This is a genomic window from Bacteroides pyogenes DSM 20611 = JCM 6294, from assembly GCF_000428105.1.
GTDB classification, from domain to species: domain Bacteria; phylum Bacteroidota; class Bacteroidia; order Bacteroidales; family Bacteroidaceae; genus Bacteroides; species Bacteroides pyogenes.
Window position 1 is genome coordinate 21,897 of sequence record NZ_ATZH01000033.1, and the last position, 20,262, is coordinate 42,158.

14 protein-coding genes are annotated in these 20,262 nt (G+C 49.9%); 6 read left to right on the forward strand and 8 right to left on the reverse strand.

From position 1 onward, the window contains the following. Nucleotides 1–14 precede the first annotated feature (14 nt). The gene (locus C234_RS0109345; protein ID WP_027325547.1) at nt 15–341 is read left to right on the forward strand and encodes an MGMT family protein; all 327 of its coding nucleotides are present in this window, start codon (nt 15–17) and stop codon (nt 339–341) included. Here the strand turns inward: C234_RS0109345 and C234_RS0109350 are convergent. From C234_RS0109350 to C234_RS0109365, 5 genes are all read right to left on the reverse strand, one after another. Then, the gene (locus tag C234_RS0109350; RefSeq protein WP_027325548.1) at nt 325–3,012 is read right to left on the reverse strand and encodes a TonB-dependent receptor; all 2,688 of its coding nucleotides are present in this window, start codon (nt 3,010–3,012) and stop codon (nt 325–327) included. The genes C234_RS0109345 and C234_RS0109350 overlap by 17 nt on opposite strands. Then, nucleotides 3,009–3,836, reverse strand: coding sequence for a GLPGLI family protein (locus C234_RS16795; protein ID WP_051290227.1), 828 nt, complete (start codon nt 3,834–3,836; stop codon nt 3,009–3,011). The genes C234_RS0109350 and C234_RS16795 overlap by 4 nt, the downstream gene beginning before the upstream one ends. 98 nt (nt 3,837–3,934) lie before the next feature. Next, nucleotides 3,935–4,099, reverse strand: a complete 165-nt coding sequence (locus C234_RS17890) for a hypothetical protein (protein WP_187423448.1) — start codon at nt 4,097–4,099, stop codon at nt 3,935–3,937. 289 nt (nt 4,100–4,388) lie between these two features. Continuing rightward, a complete protein-coding gene (gene nifJ, locus C234_RS0109360) occupies nt 4,389–7,937 on the reverse strand; it encodes a pyruvate:ferredoxin (flavodoxin) oxidoreductase (protein WP_027325549.1) in 3,549 nt (1,182 codons plus the stop codon). 30 nt (nt 7,938–7,967) lie between these two features. Continuing rightward, a complete protein-coding gene (locus tag C234_RS0109365; RefSeq protein ID WP_027325550.1) occupies nt 7,968–9,146 on the reverse strand; it encodes an ATP-binding protein in 1,179 nt (392 codons plus the stop codon). Nucleotides 9,147–9,404: 258 nt separating this feature from the next. Here C234_RS0109365 and C234_RS0109370 point away from each other — a divergent pair, with 258 nt between their 5' ends. Beyond that, complete coding sequence (locus C234_RS0109370) at nt 9,405–10,613, forward strand: hypothetical protein (RefSeq protein ID WP_027325551.1); 1,209 nt, start codon at nt 9,405–9,407, stop codon at nt 10,611–10,613. Nucleotides 10,614–11,080: 467 nt separating this feature from the next. On the opposite strand, the gene C234_RS0109375 is transcribed toward C234_RS0109370, so the two are convergent. Beyond that, the gene (locus C234_RS0109375) at nt 11,081–12,538 is read right to left on the reverse strand and encodes a glycoside hydrolase family 10-like protein (RefSeq protein WP_027325552.1); all 1,458 of its coding nucleotides are present in this window, start codon (nt 12,536–12,538) and stop codon (nt 11,081–11,083) included. Nucleotides 12,539–12,645: 107 nt separating this feature from the next. Between C234_RS0109375 and C234_RS0109380 the strand changes: the two genes are divergently transcribed. The 3 genes from C234_RS0109380 to C234_RS0109390 are packed head-to-tail and all read left to right on the forward strand — an operon-like array spanning nt 12,646 to nt 14,792. Continuing rightward, a complete protein-coding gene (locus tag C234_RS0109380) occupies nt 12,646–14,076 on the forward strand; it encodes a carbon starvation CstA family protein (protein WP_027325553.1) in 1,431 nt (476 codons plus the stop codon). Next, nucleotides 14,073–14,282 carry a hypothetical protein gene (locus tag C234_RS0109385; RefSeq protein WP_021646868.1) on the forward strand — a complete coding sequence of 70 codons (210 nt, stop codon included), beginning with the start codon at nt 14,073–14,075 and terminating at the stop codon, nt 14,280–14,282. The genes C234_RS0109380 and C234_RS0109385 overlap by 4 nt, the downstream gene beginning before the upstream one ends. A gap of 24 nt (nt 14,283–14,306) precedes the next feature. Continuing rightward, nucleotides 14,307–14,792, forward strand: a complete 486-nt coding sequence (locus C234_RS0109390) for an outer membrane beta-barrel protein (RefSeq protein ID WP_021646867.1) — start codon at nt 14,307–14,309, stop codon at nt 14,790–14,792. A gap of 604 nt (nt 14,793–15,396) precedes the next feature. Here the strand turns inward: C234_RS0109390 and uvrA are convergent. After that, nucleotides 15,397–18,171, reverse strand: coding sequence for an excinuclease ABC subunit UvrA (uvrA, locus tag C234_RS0109400; RefSeq protein ID WP_027325555.1), 2,775 nt, complete (start codon nt 18,169–18,171; stop codon nt 15,397–15,399). 365 nt (nt 18,172–18,536) lie between these two features. Here uvrA and dinB point away from each other — a divergent pair, with 365 nt between their 5' ends. Further along, nucleotides 18,537–19,628 carry a DNA polymerase IV gene (dinB, locus tag C234_RS0109410; RefSeq protein ID WP_027325556.1) on the forward strand — a complete coding sequence of 364 codons (1,092 nt, stop codon included), beginning with the start codon at nt 18,537–18,539 and terminating at the stop codon, nt 19,626–19,628. Nucleotides 19,629–19,667: 39 nt separating this feature from the next. Here dinB and C234_RS17490 read toward each other — a convergent pair whose 3' ends face one another. Next, on the reverse strand, nt 19,668–20,087 hold the full coding sequence (locus C234_RS17490; protein WP_148295200.1) for a hypothetical protein: 420 nt from the start codon (nt 20,085–20,087) through the stop codon (nt 19,668–19,670). Between the last annotated feature and the right edge of the window lie 175 nt (nt 20,088–20,262).

The following is a 20,262-nucleotide window of genomic DNA, read 5'->3' on the forward strand; positions in this document are numbered from 1 at the left end:
AAAAAGTTTGGATGATGAGAGATTACAAAGTAGATAAAGCCCGGTTTTCGGATGATTTCCGTCGCAGCGTTTACGAGATAGTGGCGCAGATCCCTCCGGGAAAAGTCGTCACTTACGGAGAGATTGCCACCCTGCTCGGTATGCCCGGACGCTCGCGTCTGGTGGGGAAGGCGTTGAAGGAAGTTCCGCCGCAGTTTTCCCTCCCTTGTCATCGTGTGGTGAATGCGGCGGGACGCCTCGTCCCCGGATGGGCGGAACAGAAAGAATTGCTGCTGGCGGAGGGCGTCCGGCTGAAAGCCAACGGTTGTGTGGACTTGAAACGCTTTAGAATGAAAACATAGCCTTTATCAGACATTCCCGCGGACGGAGCGTATTAGCGGAGTATCGCTGTGTGAGATGGTCGATATACGTATGGTTCAGCGTGGAGTGATTCAACAAATTATTCACGGCAAACTCGATTTCGAACAGACGATGCGAAAAAAGCAGCGAAGCGTCGGCAAAATAAGTTGCTTTCCGGTTTCTGTTGTTGTGTGATATCTCTTGGGTGACTCTTCCTTTCCAGTGCTGCGAGAAAACGATGTTAAGGTCTATCGTATGATGAAAGCTCCATGCTTTTACCGCGCCGTTCTCCGGAAGGTCCAGCTGCGACAGCGTGTGTATGGCGGAGCTGCTCCCTTCGAAGCTGAGGCTTCTTACCGGTCGCAGGGAGAAATCGAATCTTAAAGAATACATTTGCATGGTGCTGTTCGCCATCCGCTCTTCCAGCAGCATCTTGTCTTTTTTGTTGGAATAGCTCATGCCTACGGAGGTATACAGCTTGCTCCAGGCAAACGTTTTCGACAGTTTTCCATTTACGCCGTACAGGTGGTTTGTATGAGGGCGGTCGTAAGTTTCCGTCACCGAAAGGTATTTCTCTTTGTTGCGGTAGCCGTAAATAAGTTCTTGCTTGTTTAAGGTGTAAAAACCCGTCAGGCTTGCGAAGAATCCGGTGAGCGGCTGTACGAAACGCACGCCTATGCTGTTGTAGTAGCTTTTGTCGAACACAGGTTTCGAATGGAACGCAAAAGCCGACCTGTATGAGGTGAACATGTATCCGCCGTATAGTTTCAGAATGTCCGGTTGTATGCAGGAAAGAGAAGAGCGGCCAATCAGTGTCAGATATGGGCTGAATTCATACTTGACGTTCAGTGACGGTGCAGGCAAAAACAGATTTTTCCGTGACTGCTCGGATTGCGGCCGTTCGGTTCGCAGGCCGGCATGATAGAATGAGAGGGGAATACTGAACTGTACGTCCCAGAAATCGTTTTTAAAGTTCAAGCGAGGCTCTATATATGCGTGAAGCGTTTTCAATGTCAAATCGTTGTGATATTCATCGCCCGCAGGCGTGTCGTTGATGGAAAGCGCGGAACTCATCTTCTTCCGGGCGTAAGAGATACCCGCCTTGTATTTCAGATACCACCCCGCGATCTTGTGCTGGAAATAGGTGTAAGCATCCGATTGAAAAGATTGCAGGCGGGCATCTTGGGCGAACTTGCCGTAAGGATTGTTTTGGTTCAGCAATTCTTCGTAGAGTCCCGGCTCCACAGTGAAATGTTGTGGCAGATCGCGGTAAGAGTTGGCCGAATAGATTGAGAACGAATGGCGGCGAGTGTTTTTCACCAGTTCGAAATGATTGTGCAGGAATTTTCGTTGCGGATGTGTGCGCTGTCCGGTTTTCTCATCATTCACCCAAAGGTTTAAAGAACTCTTGTGCAGCCCCAGTAGCCCCTTTATTTTATTTTTCAGAAACAGGGCGCTGTCATTCAACTGATATGTAAATTCTCCTTCCGCCCTGTTCTCCTGCCCGTTATATTGCTCCCGTTCGTCTACCGTGATGGTTTGCGAAGGATAGAAATATGTGGTGCCCGACCGGTATTCCGCTCTTTCTTTTTGGTGGAGAAAACTCAGTTGAAGGCGTATGTCGTTCGTCTTATCGGGCTTGTACAGGTGGTTTATCGCACCCAGATGAGCATCGTTGAACAAGTATCTCGAAGGATCTGCCTCTTTGTTCTGTGAAATGGAAACGGGAAAAAGCTCCGCATCTTCCTCATCCCTGCTTATGTCGATGACACCGCTTTGTCCCAAAGGCAGTATTTCCGCAGCGATGTCTTTGCCCGTATTGTTGTTTTTGTACATGCTCAGGTTTTGCTTCCTTCGTCCGAAGAGCATTCCCAGCAGGCGGTTGTCCCACAATACATCCGGGTCGTTTCCTGCTCCGATGCCTGCGTCTATGAGTTTTATCAGCTTGTTTTTATGGCTGTCTTCCAGCGTTAAGTTCAATGCGGCATGGTCGCTGAACGTTTTTCCTCTTAAAGCGGCTATCGGCTGGTGCGATTGCAAAACCTGCACCTCTTTTACCATGCCTGCCGGGATGTTTTTGCTCGCCAAGGCATACCTGTCTTCCATCAGATTCATGCCTTCGATATAAAATCTGTTGATGGGTTTGTCGTGAAACCTGATGGTTCCGTTTGCCGTTACTTCAATGCCGGGAATTTTCTTCAGTACGTCTTCTATGGTTCTGTCCTGTGGCATTCTGAATCCGCTCACGGTATAGGTGATGGTATCTTTCTCTTTCCTGATCCGTTGACCAGTTATTTTTACTTCCTTGATTTTATATGTGGTTTCCTCCAGTTCGACTGTCGTTCCGTTCTTAAAACTTCGGGCGGGCAACAGGACTCTCCGGTATCCCATGTACGTGAACGACAGGAATTCTGCAGTTCGCGTTCCCCGGTTTATGATTTCAAAATGGCCGTTGCTGTCGGTATACGAATAAGACATGATGGTGCTGTCTGCCGCAAGCAAGCTGACCGCAACCGCTTCCAGCGGTTGTTTGTTTTGTCCGTCCGCCACTTTGCCTGTATAACCCGTTTGCGCGGCTACAACCATGTGCCGGAAGAAAATGAGACAGAAGATGCCGAAGTGTTTCATGGAGCCTGTTTCCCAATATGTAAGGAAAAAGTTCACGCGTTTCATGGCGTTACTCTTTCTATGTAGTTGAATTTCCGCTTGGGAAATGCGGAAACTGCTTTTCCATTCGAAGTTATTTCTACCGGAGGTTCTATTCCGTGCTTTCTCAGAAAAGTGTTCATGTCTTCTTTATGCAGGAACAGCGACTTCAAATATTCGCTTTTGCTGCATTTGATGTAATTCTTTTTAGGCAGCCGGATAGCGGGGGCATCCGAAACGTTTTTTATTTCGATGCATGTGAACCGATACTCTTTTTCCGAATCTTCCGCTTGCAATATCAGTCCGGGAAGTCCGCATAGTTTCCAAGGTCCGTCTTCGACGGGTATGTCCGGAGCAAACCATGCTGTCCATTTTCTGCCCAAGAAGTTTGTTTCCGCTTTTTGGCAATCATATCCCGCAATCTGCTTTTTTTCTCCGAAGACCTCCCACTGTGGAATTTCCATTTTCTCCGTGTATAGAAAGGATGACTTTATCAGTTGGTCTGTAAGTGTCAATCTGCCTTTCTCCGGATAATTCTTGTAGATCACTGTGTGTTGCGTGCTCACCGGATACTTCACTTTGTCTCTTGCAGCCAAGATTTCTTCCAGCGACGCCCCTTTCGCTGTGAGGCTGTCGCGCAGTCTGGCGTGTTCCCTACACCATAGGCTGTAAAATTCAGAAGCCCCTTTGCTGATGCTCAACACCATTTCGTCTTGTTTCACTTTCCCTTTTTCCGGATAGTCTATATAAGATTCCGTATAATGGCATTCAAGGAACGGCTCATGCTGGGCGAAGGCACTGGACAAGCTTAAGGCAAGGGCTAAAAATGAAAGATAAATGCTCTTTTTCATAGGAAGAAAGTTTGATGTTTTTCGAAAAATTACAAACAAAAAGAGTAGATATGCCACTGTCTTTATTATTAATAGGGCATATCTACCCCCGATTCCAATTAACAATTATCTTCCATATAGTCTATGAGGGCCACTATAACTGATGCTGGAACTCTAGCATCAGTTGCATACACTTTACCGCAAGCTATAAAATATTGGTAGCTTTTTGCAAATACCAATGTTGTGCTCGCTAATAGCGCACAAATTAAAAACAACTTTTTCATAAGCATATGATTTAAAAGTTATATGACTAAAATAGTCAGCCATATTTGTTGCTTTTTTTGATAGTCTCAACATACTTATTGTTTATAGAGATATATTGAAATGCTATTTAAAGTTATTTTATTGTTTTACAAAAATAAAATAAAAAAATGAATTTACAATGTAGAAGATGTTAATTTTATATTGTGGAAATCCTTTTATTATGAAAAATATCCATAGAGAGAAAAAGGGGCTGCCCGATCTCTCCGGACAGCCCCTTGCTTATGATTCAGAATACTGATTCTTGTTTAATTATTCAGCATCCCAGTTGCCTTTTGCCAATCGCTTGTAGCTGTTGTAACGCCATTTTGCGTTTTCTTCGGCAGCTTGGAACAGTTCTTCGGCTTCGGCAGGATATTGCTTCATTACCGATGCGTAACGAACCTCGCCTTTCAAGAAACCTTGGAAGTCTTCCCACTTCGGCTCTTTGCTGTCGAGCTGGAACGGATTCTTTCCTTCTGCTTCCAGTGCCGGATTGTAGCGCCACAGGTGCCAGTAACCGCATGCAACCGCTTTGGCTTCTTCTTCCTGGCTCTTACCCATACCGGCTTTCAATCCGTGGCTGATACACGGAGCGTAAGCGATGATGAGCGACGGACCCGGATATGCTTCGGCTTCGCGGATGGCTTTCAGTGTTTGAGCCTGATCGGCGCCCATTGCAATCTGTGCTACGTATACATAGCCGTAAGTAGTTGCCATCAGACCGAGATCTTTTTTGCGTACACGCTTGCCGGCTGCGGCAAATTTCGCAATGGCGCCCACAGGAGTTGCCTTAGACGATTGACCGCCCGTATTGGAATAAACCTCTGTGTCGAGAACAAGGATGTTCACATCTTTGCCGGAAGCGATTACGTGGTCGAGACCTCCGTAGCCGATATCGTATGAAGCGCCGTCGCCACCGATGATCCACTGGCTGCGTTTTACCAGATAATGTTTCAGTTCGGCAATCTGGCGGCAGTGTTCGCACTTGTCTTTCGCGCCTTCTACCAGCGGAATGATCTTGGCGGCCAGTTCTTTTGTCTTGTCGGCGTCGAGCATGTTTTCGATCCATTCTTTGAACAGCTCTTTGTGTTCGGCAGAGCAAGAGTCGCCGGCGATGGCTTCGTTCATTATTTTAACGATACGCGCGCGCATCTTCTCGTTGGCCAGTTCCATACCCAAACCGAATTCGCAGAAGTCTTCGAACAATGAGTTCGCCCATGCCGGACCGTGTCCTTGTTCGTTGGTCGTATACGGAGTAGAGGGCACGGAGCCTGAGTAGATGGAAGAACATCCGGTGGCGTTGGCAACCATTTCGCGGTCGCCGAACAACTGAGTGATCAGTTTAACGTACGGAGTTTCGCCGCAACCTGAACAAGCGCCCGAGAATTCGAACAGCGGAGTAGCGAACTGAGAGTTCTTCACGTTTGCTTTGATGTCTACCAAGTGCTGTTTGCTCTTCACATTGTCTGCGCAGTAAGACCAGTTTTCTGCTTGTGCCAACTGGCTTTCGAGGTGTTTCATGGTCAGAGCCTTGCCGCCCTTCTTCGGATTGCCCGGACAAACATCGGCACAGTTGCCGCAACCCAGACAGTCGAGTACGTCGACCTGAATGCGGAATGTCATGCCTTCGAATGCTTTTCCTACGGCTTTCAGCTGTTCGAAGTTGGCGCCCTTCTGTTCTTCGGCATCCAATACGAACGGACGGATGGAAGCGTGGGGACAAACGTAAGCACACTTGTTACACTGGATACAGTTTTCGGGATTCCATTCCGGAACGAAAGCCGCTACGCCGCGTTTCTCGAATTTGGCTGTTCCCTGATGCCAAGTACCGTCTTCGATTCCTTTGAATGCCGATACCGGAAGCAGGTCGCCGTCTTGCGCGTTGATGGGGCGAACCACTTCGTTGATGAATGCCGGATCGTTGTTTTCCACTTTCGCATCATCGGGAAGATTGGCCCAAGCCGGATCGACGGTGAGCTGTTTGTATTCGCCGCCACGGTCTACTGCCGCATAGTTCTTGTTCACCACGTCTTCGCCCTTCTTGCCGTATGACTTGACGATGAATTTCTTCATTTGTTCTACAGCCTGATCTACGGGGATAACGTTCGTGATGCGGAAGAATGCCGACTGAAGGATGGTGTTGGTACGGTTGCCCAATCCGATTTCCTGTGCAATCTGGGTAGCATTGATGTAGTATACCGAAATATTGTTCTTGGCGAAATATCTTTTCACCTTGTTGGGCAGGTGCTTAGCCAGTTCTTCTCCTTCCCAGATGGTGTTGAGTAAGAAAGAACCGTTCTTTTGCAAACCGCGCGTTACGTCGTACATGTGCAGGTAGGCCTGTACGTGGCAAGCCACGAAATTCGGAGTATTTACCAGATAAGTGGAACGAATCGGGTTGTCGCCGAAACGCAGGTGCGAACAGGTGAAACCTCCCGACTTCTTCGAGTCGTAAGAGAAATAAGCCTGACAGTATTTGTTCGTATTGTCGCCGATAATCTTCACCGAGTTCTTGTTGGCGCCTACCGTACCGTCGGCTCCCAGACCGTAGAACTTGGCTTCGAACATGCCTTCGCCGCCCAAAGCCAACTCTTCTTTCATCGGAAGCGAGGTGAATGTCACGTCGTCTACGATACCGATGGTGAAGTGGTTCTTCGGCATTGGCAAAGCCAGATTCTCGAATACCGAGAGGATCTGTGCCGGAGTAGTGTCTTTTGAGCTGAGGCCATAGCGTCCGCCAACGATAACCGGAGCGTTTTCTTGTCCGTAGAAACAGTTTTTCACGTCAAGATACAGCGGTTCGCCGTTAGCACCCGGTTCTTTCGTGCGGTCGAGCACGGCAATGTTCTTCGCTGTCTTCGGAACGGCTGCGAGGAAGTGCTTGGCAGAGAACGGACGGTACAAGTGTACGGCAACCATACCTACCTTTTCGCCTTGGGCTACCAAGTGGTCGATGGCTTCGCGGGCGGCTTCCGTCACAGAACCCATAGCGATGATCACGCGTTCTGCATCTTCGGCGCCGTAGTAGTTGAACAAACCGTATTTGCGACCGGTGAGTTTGTAGATTTCGTTCATGTATTCTTCTACGATGGCGGGAACTGCTTCATAGTAGCTGTTTCCCGATTCGCGGTGCTGGAAGAAGTGGTCGGGGTTTTCGGCCATACCGCGGGCAACCGGCTTCATCGGGTTCAATGCACGGGCACGGAATTCGGCCAACGCTTTTTGGTCGATCAGCGGAGCGAGGTCTTCGTTCTCCAGCATTTCAATTTTCTGGATTTCGTGAGAAGTACGGAATCCGTCGAAGAAGTTCATGAACGGTACACGCGCTTTGATGGTAGAAAGGTGGGCAACACCCGCCAAGTCCATTACCTCCTGTACGGAACCTTCGGCCAGCATGGCGAATCCTGTCTGGCGTGCCGACATGACGTCTTGGTGGTCGCCGAAGATAGAAAGCGCGTGCGAAGCGATGGTACGTGCCGATACATGGAATACGCAAGGCAAAAACTCGCCGGCGATTTTATACATGTTGGGGATCATCAAAAGAAGACCCTGAGAAGCAGTATAAGTGGTAGTCAAAGCTCCCGCCTGAAGCGAACCGTGCACCGCACCGGCAGCGCCGCCTTCAGATTGCATTTCCTGCACCAATACTGTTTCGCCGAAGATGTTCTTGCGTCCTGCGGCAGCCCATTCGTCTACGTACTCGGCCATAGTCGAAGAAGGGGTGATGGGGTAGATGGCGGCTACTTCGGAGAACATATATGAAATATGCGCGGCAGCCTGATTACCATCACAAGTGATGAATTTCTTCTGTTTAGTCATAACTACATTAATATTTAAGTAAATAAATCGCTAATACAAAAAACCGAACATCCAGAGGGGGATTTGGTTTCCTCTGCCTATCTCCGCCTTATGAAGCGCGTAGGTCACGTTCGGGTTGTTTTTTATCTTGGCTCCTTCACAGCAGATTTTAAACGGTCTGGTATCGTCTACCATGAAAGAAATATTCTTGTCTCCCTTATGCACTTTGTGGTCTTTCCACAGGGTGTTGGTGAAGAAAGTGTCCAATATGTCCTGCTCTTCCACTTTCACCGGGAAGATGGAATACATCAGGTTGGAGTTGTGCATCATTATCTTCGACGGTTTCTTGGGGAACTCTTCTCCCTTGGGGTAAACCAGATTGATAAGACGCGCATCGGCCAGATACTTGATGTAGTTCATCACTGTGGCGCGCGAGGTTTGTATATCGCTTGCCAGTTGGCTCACGTTCGGCGCTTTCGGACCGTCTACCGCCAGCAGGTACAGCAGCTTTTTTATTTTGGGAAGATATTTCAGTTCTATTTGTTTGATCAGCAGGATGTCTACTTCGAGCATCATGTTCATCGTCTTCAGTAAGTTCTCCGAGAAGTTGCGTTTCTCGAGGAAGAAGGGGTAGAAGCCATGATGTATGTAATCTTGAAAATAGTTCAACGGGCGTACTTTCGAGAGGATGCCTTTGGCTATTTGCTCGTGGTTGGCAAGAATCTCTTCGAGAGTGTAAGCGCGGAACTTCATTCCGGTTTGCAGGTTCAGGAACTCTCTGAACGAGAAGCCGCGAAGGTTGTAGCTTTTCACAATGTCGCGCAGCTCGAGGTTTTCCTCTTTCAGCCGCATGACGGACGATCCGGTGAAGACTATCTTCAGGTTCGGGAAACGGTCGTAGCACATACGAAGTTCCTTGCTCCATTCCGGATGCTTGAACACTTGGTCGATCAATAGCACTTTTCCGCCGCGTTTCTGAAATTCGTAAGCGAAGTCTACTAAGCTGTGTCCCGAGAAATAGAAATTGTTCATGTTGATGAACAGGCAAGAGCGGTCGGTACCGAACTTCTCTTTGGCATATTGGAGGAGGAAAGTCGTTTTTCCTACGCCACGGCTACCTTTGATGCCGATCAGGCGGTCGCTCCAATCTATCTCGTCCATGAGGTCGCGTCGGACAGGAGCATTCGTATGCTCGACAAGATAGTTGTGTGTGCGGTAGAATGATTCCATTTCGTTGCTTTGATTTTAGGTCGCAAATATAGTTCTTTTTTTAGTATTTGCAAAGTAGAGATAGCAAATTTGTGCTTTTATTTATTAGTTTGTCTTTATTGCCTGTTTTCCCGGTTTCTTTTCCTCCGTGCATATTTTTCCGGGATGCTGTTCGGGACATTGAAGCAGAATCTCAGATCCGGTATTTTTGACTACCTTTGCCGTGTGAATGCCGCATGAGGCAGAAACGGGTTTTAAGCAAGAAAAATGTTGTACGAAATGACGGGTAAACGTCTTTATATATTCAATCCGGAGCACGACTTGGCGTTGGCAAGCGGCGAAAGCCATTACATGGCTCCGGCGTCGGCAAGGCAAATGGCTTCCGATTTGGCTTTGCTTCCGGTGTGGTATGCCGGGGATGGGAATGCCGTATTGGCTCCTTCGGCGTATGCGGCGGATTTTCTGAAAGAGATGCAAGAGCGGCTGGGAATGCGGGTGGAACTGGTCACTCCGCCCGAAGTGGCGGATGCGGCAGGCTATTCGTTTTCTCCGTGGGGATGGGATCCGGCTTTGCGGCGACGGCTGCTTTCGTTGGGCGCCGCCGAATCGAGCCTCCCTTCCGCCGGTGGTCTGGAAGCGTTGAGAACGTATTCCCACCGTTCGCATGCGGCGGCATTGCTTCGGACATTGCAAGCGGACGAGCATTTTTGCGGCGAAGCCTTTTACCTGAAGACGCCCGACGAGTGGCGGAGCTTTGTGGAAGGGCGGGAGAACAGCCTGTTGAAAGCTCCTCTTTCGGGCAGCGGCAAGGGGCTGAACTGGTGCAAAGGAGCATATACTTCGTTCATTTCGGGCTGGTGCGAGCGTATTGGCGCTTCGCAAGGCGGGGTGATTGCCGAACCTGTGTACCGGAAGACAGCCGATTTTGCCATGGAGTTTCATTCCGACGGCAGGGGAGCGGTGGCTTTCGCGGGCTATTCCCTGTTCCGAACCGGGGGAAGCGGCATGTACGAAGGCAACTGCTTGTTGAGCAACGAACGCATCCGGGAGAAACTTTCCGCTTATGTTCCCGTCGGGGCGATAGAGCGGTTGAAAGTTCGTCTGGAGGAAGAATTGTCGAGGCTCATCGGCTCTGTCTGCGAGGGTTATCTGGGAGTGGATATGATGATTTGCCATTTCCCGGGTGAGAAGCCTTGCTATCGCATACATCCTTGCGTGGAAATCAACCTGCGGATGAATATGGGAGTGGTGGCGCGGTGCGTGAAAGACCGTTATATGGCAGCGGATGCCGAAGGAGAAATGCGTATCGACTACCATCACGCAGAGGGAGAAGCGCTGGCGGAACACCGGCGGATGGCGGCAGCCTGTCCGCTTGAAATAGAGGACGGGAAGATCCGCTCGGGCTATCTGTCGTTGGTTCCGGTGAGCAAGCACAGCAAATACAGGGCTTGGATGGTTTGCGGGGAACACGCTTCCGAATCGCTGTAGCCGGCGGCATCTGCGTTTGCGGGTAAGGGAACGGACGCTTGCTTAGCCTGTCGTTGCGTTGCCGCATTTCGATTGATGGCAACCGGAAACTGCGCTCATTGTAAACAGAGGTTTTATTTATTCCCAATGAAAGCTCTGCTTATAACCGATAGAGCTTTTGTTTGCTGTCAATAGAGCTTTTGTTTGTAATCAATAGAGTCTCTGTTTTCAGTCAACAGAGCTTCTGTTTTCAGTCAACAGAGTTTTTGTTTGTAATCAACAGAGTCTCTGTTTTCAGTCAATAGAGCTTCTGTTTGTAATCAACAGAACTTCTGTTTGTAATCAACAGAACTTCTGTTTGCAGTCAACAGAACTTCTGTTTGCAGTCAACAGAGCTTCTGTTTGTAATCAATAGAATTTTTGTCTCTCACCGATAGAGTTTTGTTTATAGTAAACAGAGGTTTTGTGTGCAGCCCGTTACTGAAAACTTATTTTGCCAATTGCGCGGCTTCGCTTTCATTGCCGTATCGGTCGATGGCCGTTACGGCGAAATACTTTTTGGCAGTCCATACCCGTATCGGGGCATAAACATAGCGGGTGTCGCGAACGTTTTGCGCTACGATATTTTCCGCACGGCGGGTGTCTACGGGATATTCGTCGGAAGCATACACCACATACATCGGCGCGTTGTGCGGATCGTTGTCCGTCGAGGCACGCCATGTGAGCTCTGTATAGCCGTATTCGTCAGGCGTTGCTTTCAAGTCCGACGGTGCCGACGGGGCGATGTTGTCGAGCCATTTCATCGGCGGTTGCAGTGCGGGATAAGCGTAGAAGTTTTCTATCAGCTCGTCGTAAAGCCCCTGTGTGTTCTCCATCAGATACTGCACACGGTAGTGGCCTTGCCCGGCCATGCCGTGATTGCGGATGAAGTTCATCTGCCGGTCTATCTCATCGCGCTTCCATTTTCCCTCGTCGGGGTGGAGGAAATAAATGCCCAGACCGGGTATGATGTGCCTTCCGTTGCTCTGCTCCTGCCAGTCGAGCGCGAACGGGTAGAAACTGTTTCCCTGAAAATACATCATCGGATATATCTGGTCTTGAATGCCTTCGCCCAGCCATCCCTGCGGGTCTTGGTACACTGTGAAGAAAGCGTTCCAGCCGTATGAAGAGTAGCGCGACGTGTCGCGGTATTTGCCTACGGGGCAGGTGCTTACTTTCACCCACGGCTTCATGGCCTTTACACCTTTATATATATAGCGCACGATTTCGGTGATGTTGTCCCGGCGCCACTGGTCCGTAGTGCGTCCTTTGCTTAAACGCCGGAAGTCGTATTGGTCGGGGAAGCGGGGCGCATGTTCGGGATAACGCAGATAGTCGAAGTGTACGCCGTCTACATCGTACCGGCCCACCACTTCCCGTACCAGCTTCATCAGATACTCTTTCGTGGAGGGATGCCCCGGATTGAGGAAATACTCGTTCTTATACGGCACGCAAATGCTCTTCATCCGTTTCGTCACCGACTGTTTTCCGAGCGATGCCACATGCTTCTTGTTGCCCAGCGGAATGGTAACCATCCATGCATGGCATTCCATCCCCCGCTTGTGGCATTCTTCCACGGCAAAAGCAAGCGGGTCGTATCCCGGATCGCCACCCGCTCTGCCCGTCAGGATAGCGTTGAACGGTTCGATGTCCGAGCGATACAGCACGTCGCCGCGTGTGCGTGTCTGAAAAAGCACGGTGTTGAAGTTGGCGTCTTTCAGTTTGTCGAGTATATCCGTGAGCTCTTCCTTCTGCCGCCGGATGCTTTGGGGAGTCGTTGCTTTCGTTCGCGGCCAGTCCAAACCGTACACCGCCGTGACCCATGCGGCACGAACCTCCTGCTTAGGTTGCGCCGTGGCGGAGAAATATAAAAACGGAAATAAGAGAATAAAAAGATATCGCCTCATACCCTTGTGCTTTTGTTTTAAATCCCCGCAAAGTTAGTAAAAGTGTCCGTAATATTGGTTTGTGTCATGAGATTATGTTACATTTGCGCCAATAAATAGAGCATGCCATGGTTACGTTTACGCTTTGCCTGTTGATGCTGATAGCAGGTTATTTTACATACGGACGCCTGATGGAGCGCATTTTCGGTCCCGACGACCGGAGAACGCCGGCACTGGCCAAAACGGATGGAGTAGACTATATCCCTTTGCCTACGTGGAAGATATTTATGATTCAGTTTCTGAACATTGCAGGATTGGGGCCGATCTTCGGGGCTATCATGGGCGCAAAGTTCGGTACTTCGTCTTATCTATGGATAGTTTTGGGAAGTATCTTTGCCGGCGCAGTACATGATTACTTCTCGGGAATGCTTTCCATGCGCCATGGAGGCGAAAGCCTTCCCGAAATCATTGGTCGTTATCTGGGATTGACGACCAAGCAAATCATGCGGGGCTTTACGGTGATCCTGATGATTCTGGTAGGCTCGGTGTTCGTTGCAGGGCCTGCCGGGCTGCTTGCCAAGCTGACACCGCAGGGGTTGGACGCCACTTTCTGGATCATTGTGGTATTCGTTTATTACATTCTGGCTACCTTGCTTCCGGTTGACAAGATTATCGGCAAGATATATCCGCTGTTTGCCATTGCGTTGCTGTTTATGGCTGTCGGGATATTGCTGATGCTTTACGTGCATCATCCGCCTTTGCCCGAACTGTGGGACGGACTGCACAACACAAATCCGGAAGCCGACAAACTTCCTGTTTTCCCCATCATGTTTGTCAGCATTGCATGCGGAGCCATCTCCGGTTTCCACGGCACTCAGAGCCCGTTGATGGCTCGTTGCCTCAAATCGGAGCGTCACGGTCGCCCGGTTTTCTACGGGGCGATGATCACCGAAGGCGTGGTTGCGCTTATCTGGGCGGCTGCCGCCACCTATTTCTTTCATGAAAACGGAATGGGAGAAAGCAATGCCGCTGTCATCGTAGATGTGATCACGAAAGATTGGCTGGGCACTCTGGGAGGTGTGCTGGCTGTGTTGGGGGTGATTGCCGCCCCCATTACGTCGGGCGATACGGCTTTCCGCTCGGCGAGGCTCATTGTGGCAGACTTTCTGGGAATGGAGCAAAAGCGCGTAAGCTATCGCCTGTACATCTGTATTCCGCTGTTTGCTGTGGCTGTAGGTTTGCTTTTCTACAGTCTGCGCGACGCGAACGGCTTTAATATGATATGGCGTTATTTTGCATGGGCCAATCAGACACTGGCGGTATTCACGCTGTGGGCTATTACGGTCTACCTCGCCATTTCGAAGAAACCCTATTGGATAACGTTGGTGTCTGCGCTGTTTATGACAAGCGTATGCTCTACATATATTTGTATCGCTCCCGAAGGACTGGGACTGTCGCATGCGGTTTCCTATTATTTCGGGGCAGGATGTACATTGGTTGCCGTTGTCTGGTTTGCCGTTTGGCTCGGTCGGCGAAAAGAAAGGAAATTGTCAGTATGAAAAAAATAAAGAGATCGACGAAGATTGCGATTGCGTTTCTTGTTTATGTTTCCGTCACGGCTGCTTACTTGTTGCCGCGCAATACGGAAATCAGTCAAACCGAGAAATATCTCACGGTGGCGGGCTCGTATATCATTGTAGCACTTCTGTGGCTGGTGCTCCGAAAGAAAGAGCAAATGCGCGACCGCCGCGAGAATGACAGATAGTTTATTTACTAATTAATTAATTTGATGAGAAAATTTGCATTACTTATTTGCTTGTTGACGGTGACGGTGACTGCTTCGGCGCAGTTTGAGAAAGGCACCGTGATTATTAACCCTTCCTTGAGCGGGTTGAACTTTTCGTATTCGCAGAACGATAAAGCCCGTTTCGGTATCGGTGCGCAAGTCGGTACTTTTTTGGCAGACGGTTTTGCCTTGTTGGTGAATGCCGGAGCCGATTGGTCGAAGCCGGTGGACGAATATAATCTGGGTACGGGAATGCGTGTGTATTTCAATTCTACGGGAATTTACCTCGGCGGCGGTATCGACTGGAATCATTTTCGTTGGGATAGTGAGAACCATCGCAGCGATTGGGGATTGGGCATCGAAGCGGGATATGCTTACTTCCTTTCGCGCACCGTTACCATCGAACCGGCGGTTTATTACAAGTGGCGCTTCAACGATAGCGACATGTCGCGCTTCGGGGTGAAAGTCGGCTTCGGATTTTATTTCTAACCGGTTCGGCAACTGTTCCCTTTTTCGTAATCTCGGGTTTGAGAAGGTTTCTTTCCTCCGGTTTGCTTGCGGCGTCTTGCAATGCCATTCGGAGAATTCTTTCGGAATAAGCCTATATCTGCGCAGGCGGGGTAAGAGGTACGAAAAAGGGAATAGTTGTCATTTTTCCTTCTCTGCCTGAAAAGATTTCCGGGCTTGCCTGAAATAATAATCGCACTTACCTGAAAAAGTAATCGCACTTGCTCAAAAAAGTAATCGCACTTGCTCAAAAAAGTAATTGCGCTTGCTCAAAAAAGTAATTGCGCTTGCTTAAAAAAGTAATTGCGCTTACCTGAAAAAGTAATTGCGCTTACCCAAATGCGAAAATCTTCTTAAGCAAACACGCCTTTTTTCTTAGGCAGGAACTTTCTTCTCCTGTAGGTTTCAGGAATTCGAAAAAGTGTTTCTCCGCCTTATTTCTTATTGCTATTCTTTGCCTGCGACCTGCAATAGCAGCTTTTCATATATGCCTTCCCAATAGATTTTTACGTATATTCCTCGCCTGCTACGTGTACGAACAATTTTTCCGCAGGTGTTTCTCCGCCTTATTTCTTGCGCGTACTTTTCACTCTTCCAGTTTCTCTTTCAGGAACTGTCCCGTATAGCTGGCGCCGCAAGCCGCTACTTCTTCGGGAGTACCTGCCGCCACAATGTTCCCTCCTTTGTCTCCTCCTTCGGGACCCAAGTCGATCACGTGGTCGGCACACTTAATCACATCCATGTTATGCTCGATGATTACGATGCTGTGTCCTCTGCGAATCAATGCGTCGAACGCGTCGAGCAGCTTGCGGATGTCATGAAAATGCAGTCCCGTAGTAGGTTCGTCGAAGATGAAGAGCGTGGGGTCTGCTTTCTCCTGACTCAGGTAGAAGGCAAGTTTGACGCGTTGGTTTTCACCCCCCGAAAGGGTGGAAGACGACTGCCCCAGTTTGATGTATCCCAGACCCACTTCTTGCAGCGGCAGCAGTTTCTTTATTATTTTCTTCTGCTTGTGGACGGTAAAGAATTCGATGGCTTGGTTCACCGTCATTTCGAGCACGTCGTATATGTTCATGCCGTTGTATCTTACTTCCAGCGTATCGGCTTTGAAACGCTTTCCGTGGCATGACTCGCATTCCAGCACGAGGTCGGCCATAAACTGCATTTCCACCGTGATGGAGCCTTCGCCCTTACACTCTTCGCACCGTCCGCCTTCGCTGTTGAAGCTGAAATGGCCCGGCGTATATCCCATTTGCTTGGACAACGGCTGCTCTGCCCACAGCTTCCGTATCTCGTCGTAGGCTTTGATATAGGTCACCGGATTCGAGCGTGAGGACTTTCCTATGGGGTTTTGGTCGACAAACTCTACGTTGCGCAGGTCGCGCAGGCTTCCTCCGATGGAAGAAAACTCGCCCGGGCGGTCGCTGCATTCATCCAGTTCGCGCTTCAACGCCCGGTAGAAGATGTCGCGTATCAAGGTGCTTTTTCCCGAACCGGAGACTCCCGTAACAACGGTCATAACGTTCAGCGGAATGCGTACGTCTACTCCTTTCAGATTGTTTTCGCGTGCGCCTTTCAGTTCTATATAGTTGTTCCACGGGCGGCGGTGCCGGGGGACGGGTATTTTTTCTTCTCCCAGAAGATAGCGTACCGTATGGCTTTTCGTTCCTTCCCGCAGGTCTTTCATGTCGCCCTGATAGACGATTTCCCCGCCGAGACGTCCGGCATCCGGCCCGATGTCGATGATGTAGTCTGCGGCACGGATGATTTCCTCGTCGTGTTCCACCACTACCACCGTGTTGCCTAATTGCTGCAACTGCCTCAGCACACGGATAAGCCGGTCGGTATCACGGCTGTGAAGCCCGATGCTCGGTTCGTCGAGGATGTAAAGACTTCCTACAAGGCTGCTTCCGAGCGACGTTGCCAGATTGATACGCTGGCTTTCCCCGCCCGACAAGGAGTTGCTGAGGCGGTTGAGCGTGAGGTATCCCAATCCCACGTCGATAAGGAAGCGGATGCGGCTGTTGATTTCCACAAGGATGCGCCGCGCTACGTCCGTGTCGTGTTTGCTCAGCCGTAGGGTGTCGAAGAACCGCTTCAGTTCGGTGACCGGAAGGTCTACCAGTTCCGAGATGCTTTTGCCGCCTACCCGCACGTAGCCCGCTTCCGGCTTCAGCCGTGTGCCCCGGCATTTCGGACAGAGCGTTTTCCCGCGATAACGTGCAAGCATTACGCGGTATTGTATCTTGTACTGATTCTCTTCGAGCATGCGGAAAAACTGGTTGATGCCGCCGAAATACTCGTTGCCTTCCCAAAGCGTTCTCCGTTGCTCGTCCGTCAGTTCGTAGTAAGGAGTAAAGATAGGGAAGCCGAATTTCTCCGCATTACGGATGAGTTCGTCCCTCCATTCGCCCATTTTCTCGCCTCGCCAGCAGACGATGGCGCCGTCGTATATCGACAACGAACGGTCGGGTACGACCAAATGCTCGTCGATGCCGATGACTTTACCGAATCCTTCGCACTCGGGACAAGCTCCGATGGGCGAGTTGAACGAGAACATCTGGTCGTTTGGCTCTTCGAAAACGATGCTGTCGGCTTCGAACTTCGTGCTGAAAGAATGAAGTCGTGTGCTTCCGTCGGGCAGGTAGAAGCGAAGCATGCAATTTCCGTCGCCCTCGTACATCGCCGTTTCGGCAGAGTCGGTCAGGCGGCTCACGGCATCTTTGGTGCTTGCCACAGCCATGCGGTCCACCAGCAGGTAGACTTCATCGCCCTTCGCCGGAGTGTATTCGTCGATGCGCTTCATCTCGCCATTCACCTCCACGCGGTTGAATCCTTGCTTCAGGTCGATCTCCAATTGCTCTTGCAACGTGCGGTTTTCACGCAGGCGAATCAATGTCAGCACCGTATATCTCGTTCCTTCGGGATAAGAGAGCATGCAGTTTACGATGTCTTCCGTAGAGTGTTTCTTCACCTCTTCTCCGCTCACCGGACTGAATGTTTTGCCGATGCGCGCGTACAACAGGCGCAGATACTCGTATATCTCGGTCGATGTTCCTACGGTCGATCGCGGATTCCGGCTGTTTACCTTCTGCTCGATGGCGATGGCGGGCGGGATTCCTTTAATGAAGTCGCACTCGGGTTTGCTCATCCTTCCGAGAAACTGGCGGGCGTAACTGCTCAGACTCTCTACGTAACGGCGTTGTCCTTCGGCGTATAGCGTGTCGAAAGCGAGCGACGATTTGCCCGAACCCGAGAGTCCGGTGATTACCACAAGCCGGTTGCGGGGAATATCTACATCGATGTTTTTCAGGTTGTTCACCCGTGCTCCTCTGATAGAGATACAGTTGTTTTCTGACATAAATGCTTCTTTTCTGTAGTAGGCGGCAAAGTTAACGATTTTCTCGGTAGAAGAAACCTTTTTGCTGCATTAAGATGATATTTCCGGCTGCGGCTGCCTGTGTGTGAAGTCCGTCGACCGCCCTTTCCCGCTTCTCCGGAATGCTTTTTTTGCGGAGTTCGTGCTTCTTGATGTATAACGCAGGCTATGAGTTCCGTTTCGGAACAATGCTTTTTTTGCGGAGTTCGTGCTTCTTGATGTATAACGCAGGCTATGAGTTCCGTCTCGGAACAATGCTTTTTCTACCGGGTTTGTGCTTCTTTCATGCGTTTCTTTTTTCCGTTTTCGGTAATTTGTAGTACGTTTGCCTTTGTAAAACAGAACCGATGTCGCTGCGGAAGATTATACATATCGATATGGATGCGTTTTATGCCTCGGTGGAGCAAAGGGATAATCCCGAGTTGCGGGGCAAGCCGGTGGCTGTGGGACATGCTGAGGAGCGGGGAGTGGTTGCCGCTGCCAGCTATGAAGCCCGCCGCTACGGGGTGCGTTCGGCAATGTCTTCGCAGAAAGCCAAACGCTTGTGTCCCTCGCTTATCTTCGTTCCCGGAAGGATGGATGTATATAAATCCGTCTCCCGGCAGATTCACGAAATCTTTCATGAGTACACTGATCTGGTGGAACCTCTTTCGTTGGATGAGGCGTTTCTCGACGTCACCGAGAACAAACGGAACATTCCTCTGGCGGTGGATATAGCCGCAGAGATTAAGAGGAAGATACGGGAAAGGCTGCATCTGGTGGCTTCGGCGGGTGTGTCGTACAATAAGTTTCTGGCGAAAATAGCGTCCGACCGCCGCAAGCCTGACGGTTTGTGTACCATTCATCCCGAGCAGGCTCTCGACTTTATCGCCCGTCTTCCCATCGAGTCTTTCTGGGGCGTAGGACCTGTGACGGCAAAGAAGATGCACTTGCTCGGCATCCGCAACGGGCTTCAACTGCGGAATTGCACGCTCGAAATGCTGACGGCTCATTTCGGGAAGGCAGGCTCTCTCTATTACCATTGCGCCCGTGGTATCGACGATCGTCCGGTGGAGGCAGTCCGCATACGTAAGTCCGTCGGTTGCGAACGGACGCTGGAACGAGATATCTCCCTGCGTTCGTCGGTTATCATCGAGCTTTACCACGTGGCGGTGGAACTTGTTGAACGGCTTCGGCGGAGAGCCTTCAGGGGGAATACGCTGACGCTCAAAATAAAGTTTCACGACTTCACCCAGATTACCCGGAGCGCAACCCGTCCGCAAGAACTGACCGATCTGGACTCGGTGTTACCGCTGGCAAAGGAGTTGCTCAAAACCGTCGACTATGAACAGCATCCCATCCGGCTCATCGGTCTTTCTGTTTCTCATCCGAAAGAAGAAGGGCCGGAGCAACATGGCGTTTGGGAACAGCTCAGCTTTGAGTTTAGCGATTGGGAGTGAGGCGTGTTTCCTCATTGAGGTTTGGGGTGGGGGTGGAGTTTATTCTTCTGTGTATGACAGCCGGTAACTTGGCGGTATTTGATAACACACAGATGAGGTTGGGGTTTGTTTTTCTGTGTATAACAGCCGAACTGAATAAAAACTTGTTGTGATTCCTGTAAGGTTCCCGGTTTTTTCTTGGTTTCTTGGAGAGCGAATGTGGGTAGTGTTGCTTTCTTTCTTTGTGGAAGTTTCGGTTTGTTCTTGTAAGAATCTTGCTTTACCCTTTAGTGGGCGAAACCGGAGTGAAGCCGCTGCTTCGCTTGCCGAGGCTTCTGTCTGGTACCGATTGGTTGCGCGACGTTGTATAGGTTTACGAATTGTTTTGCCCACCGAGAGTTCTGTCTGGTACTGATTGGTTGCACGACGTTGTATAGGTTTACGAGTTGTTTTGACCACCGAGAGTTCTGTCTGAAACATGCCTGACCTTTCTAAATGGAAAAACAAAGGTTCTATTTACAGCAAACAGAACCTTTGTTTGAGGTAAATAGAACTTCTATTCGGAACGGACAAAGGCTCTGTTTTTGCGCTCACAGATTTTCTTTCTTATTAAAAGCGGCTGTGTTTATCATACTCACCGGCTTTATTTTACCGC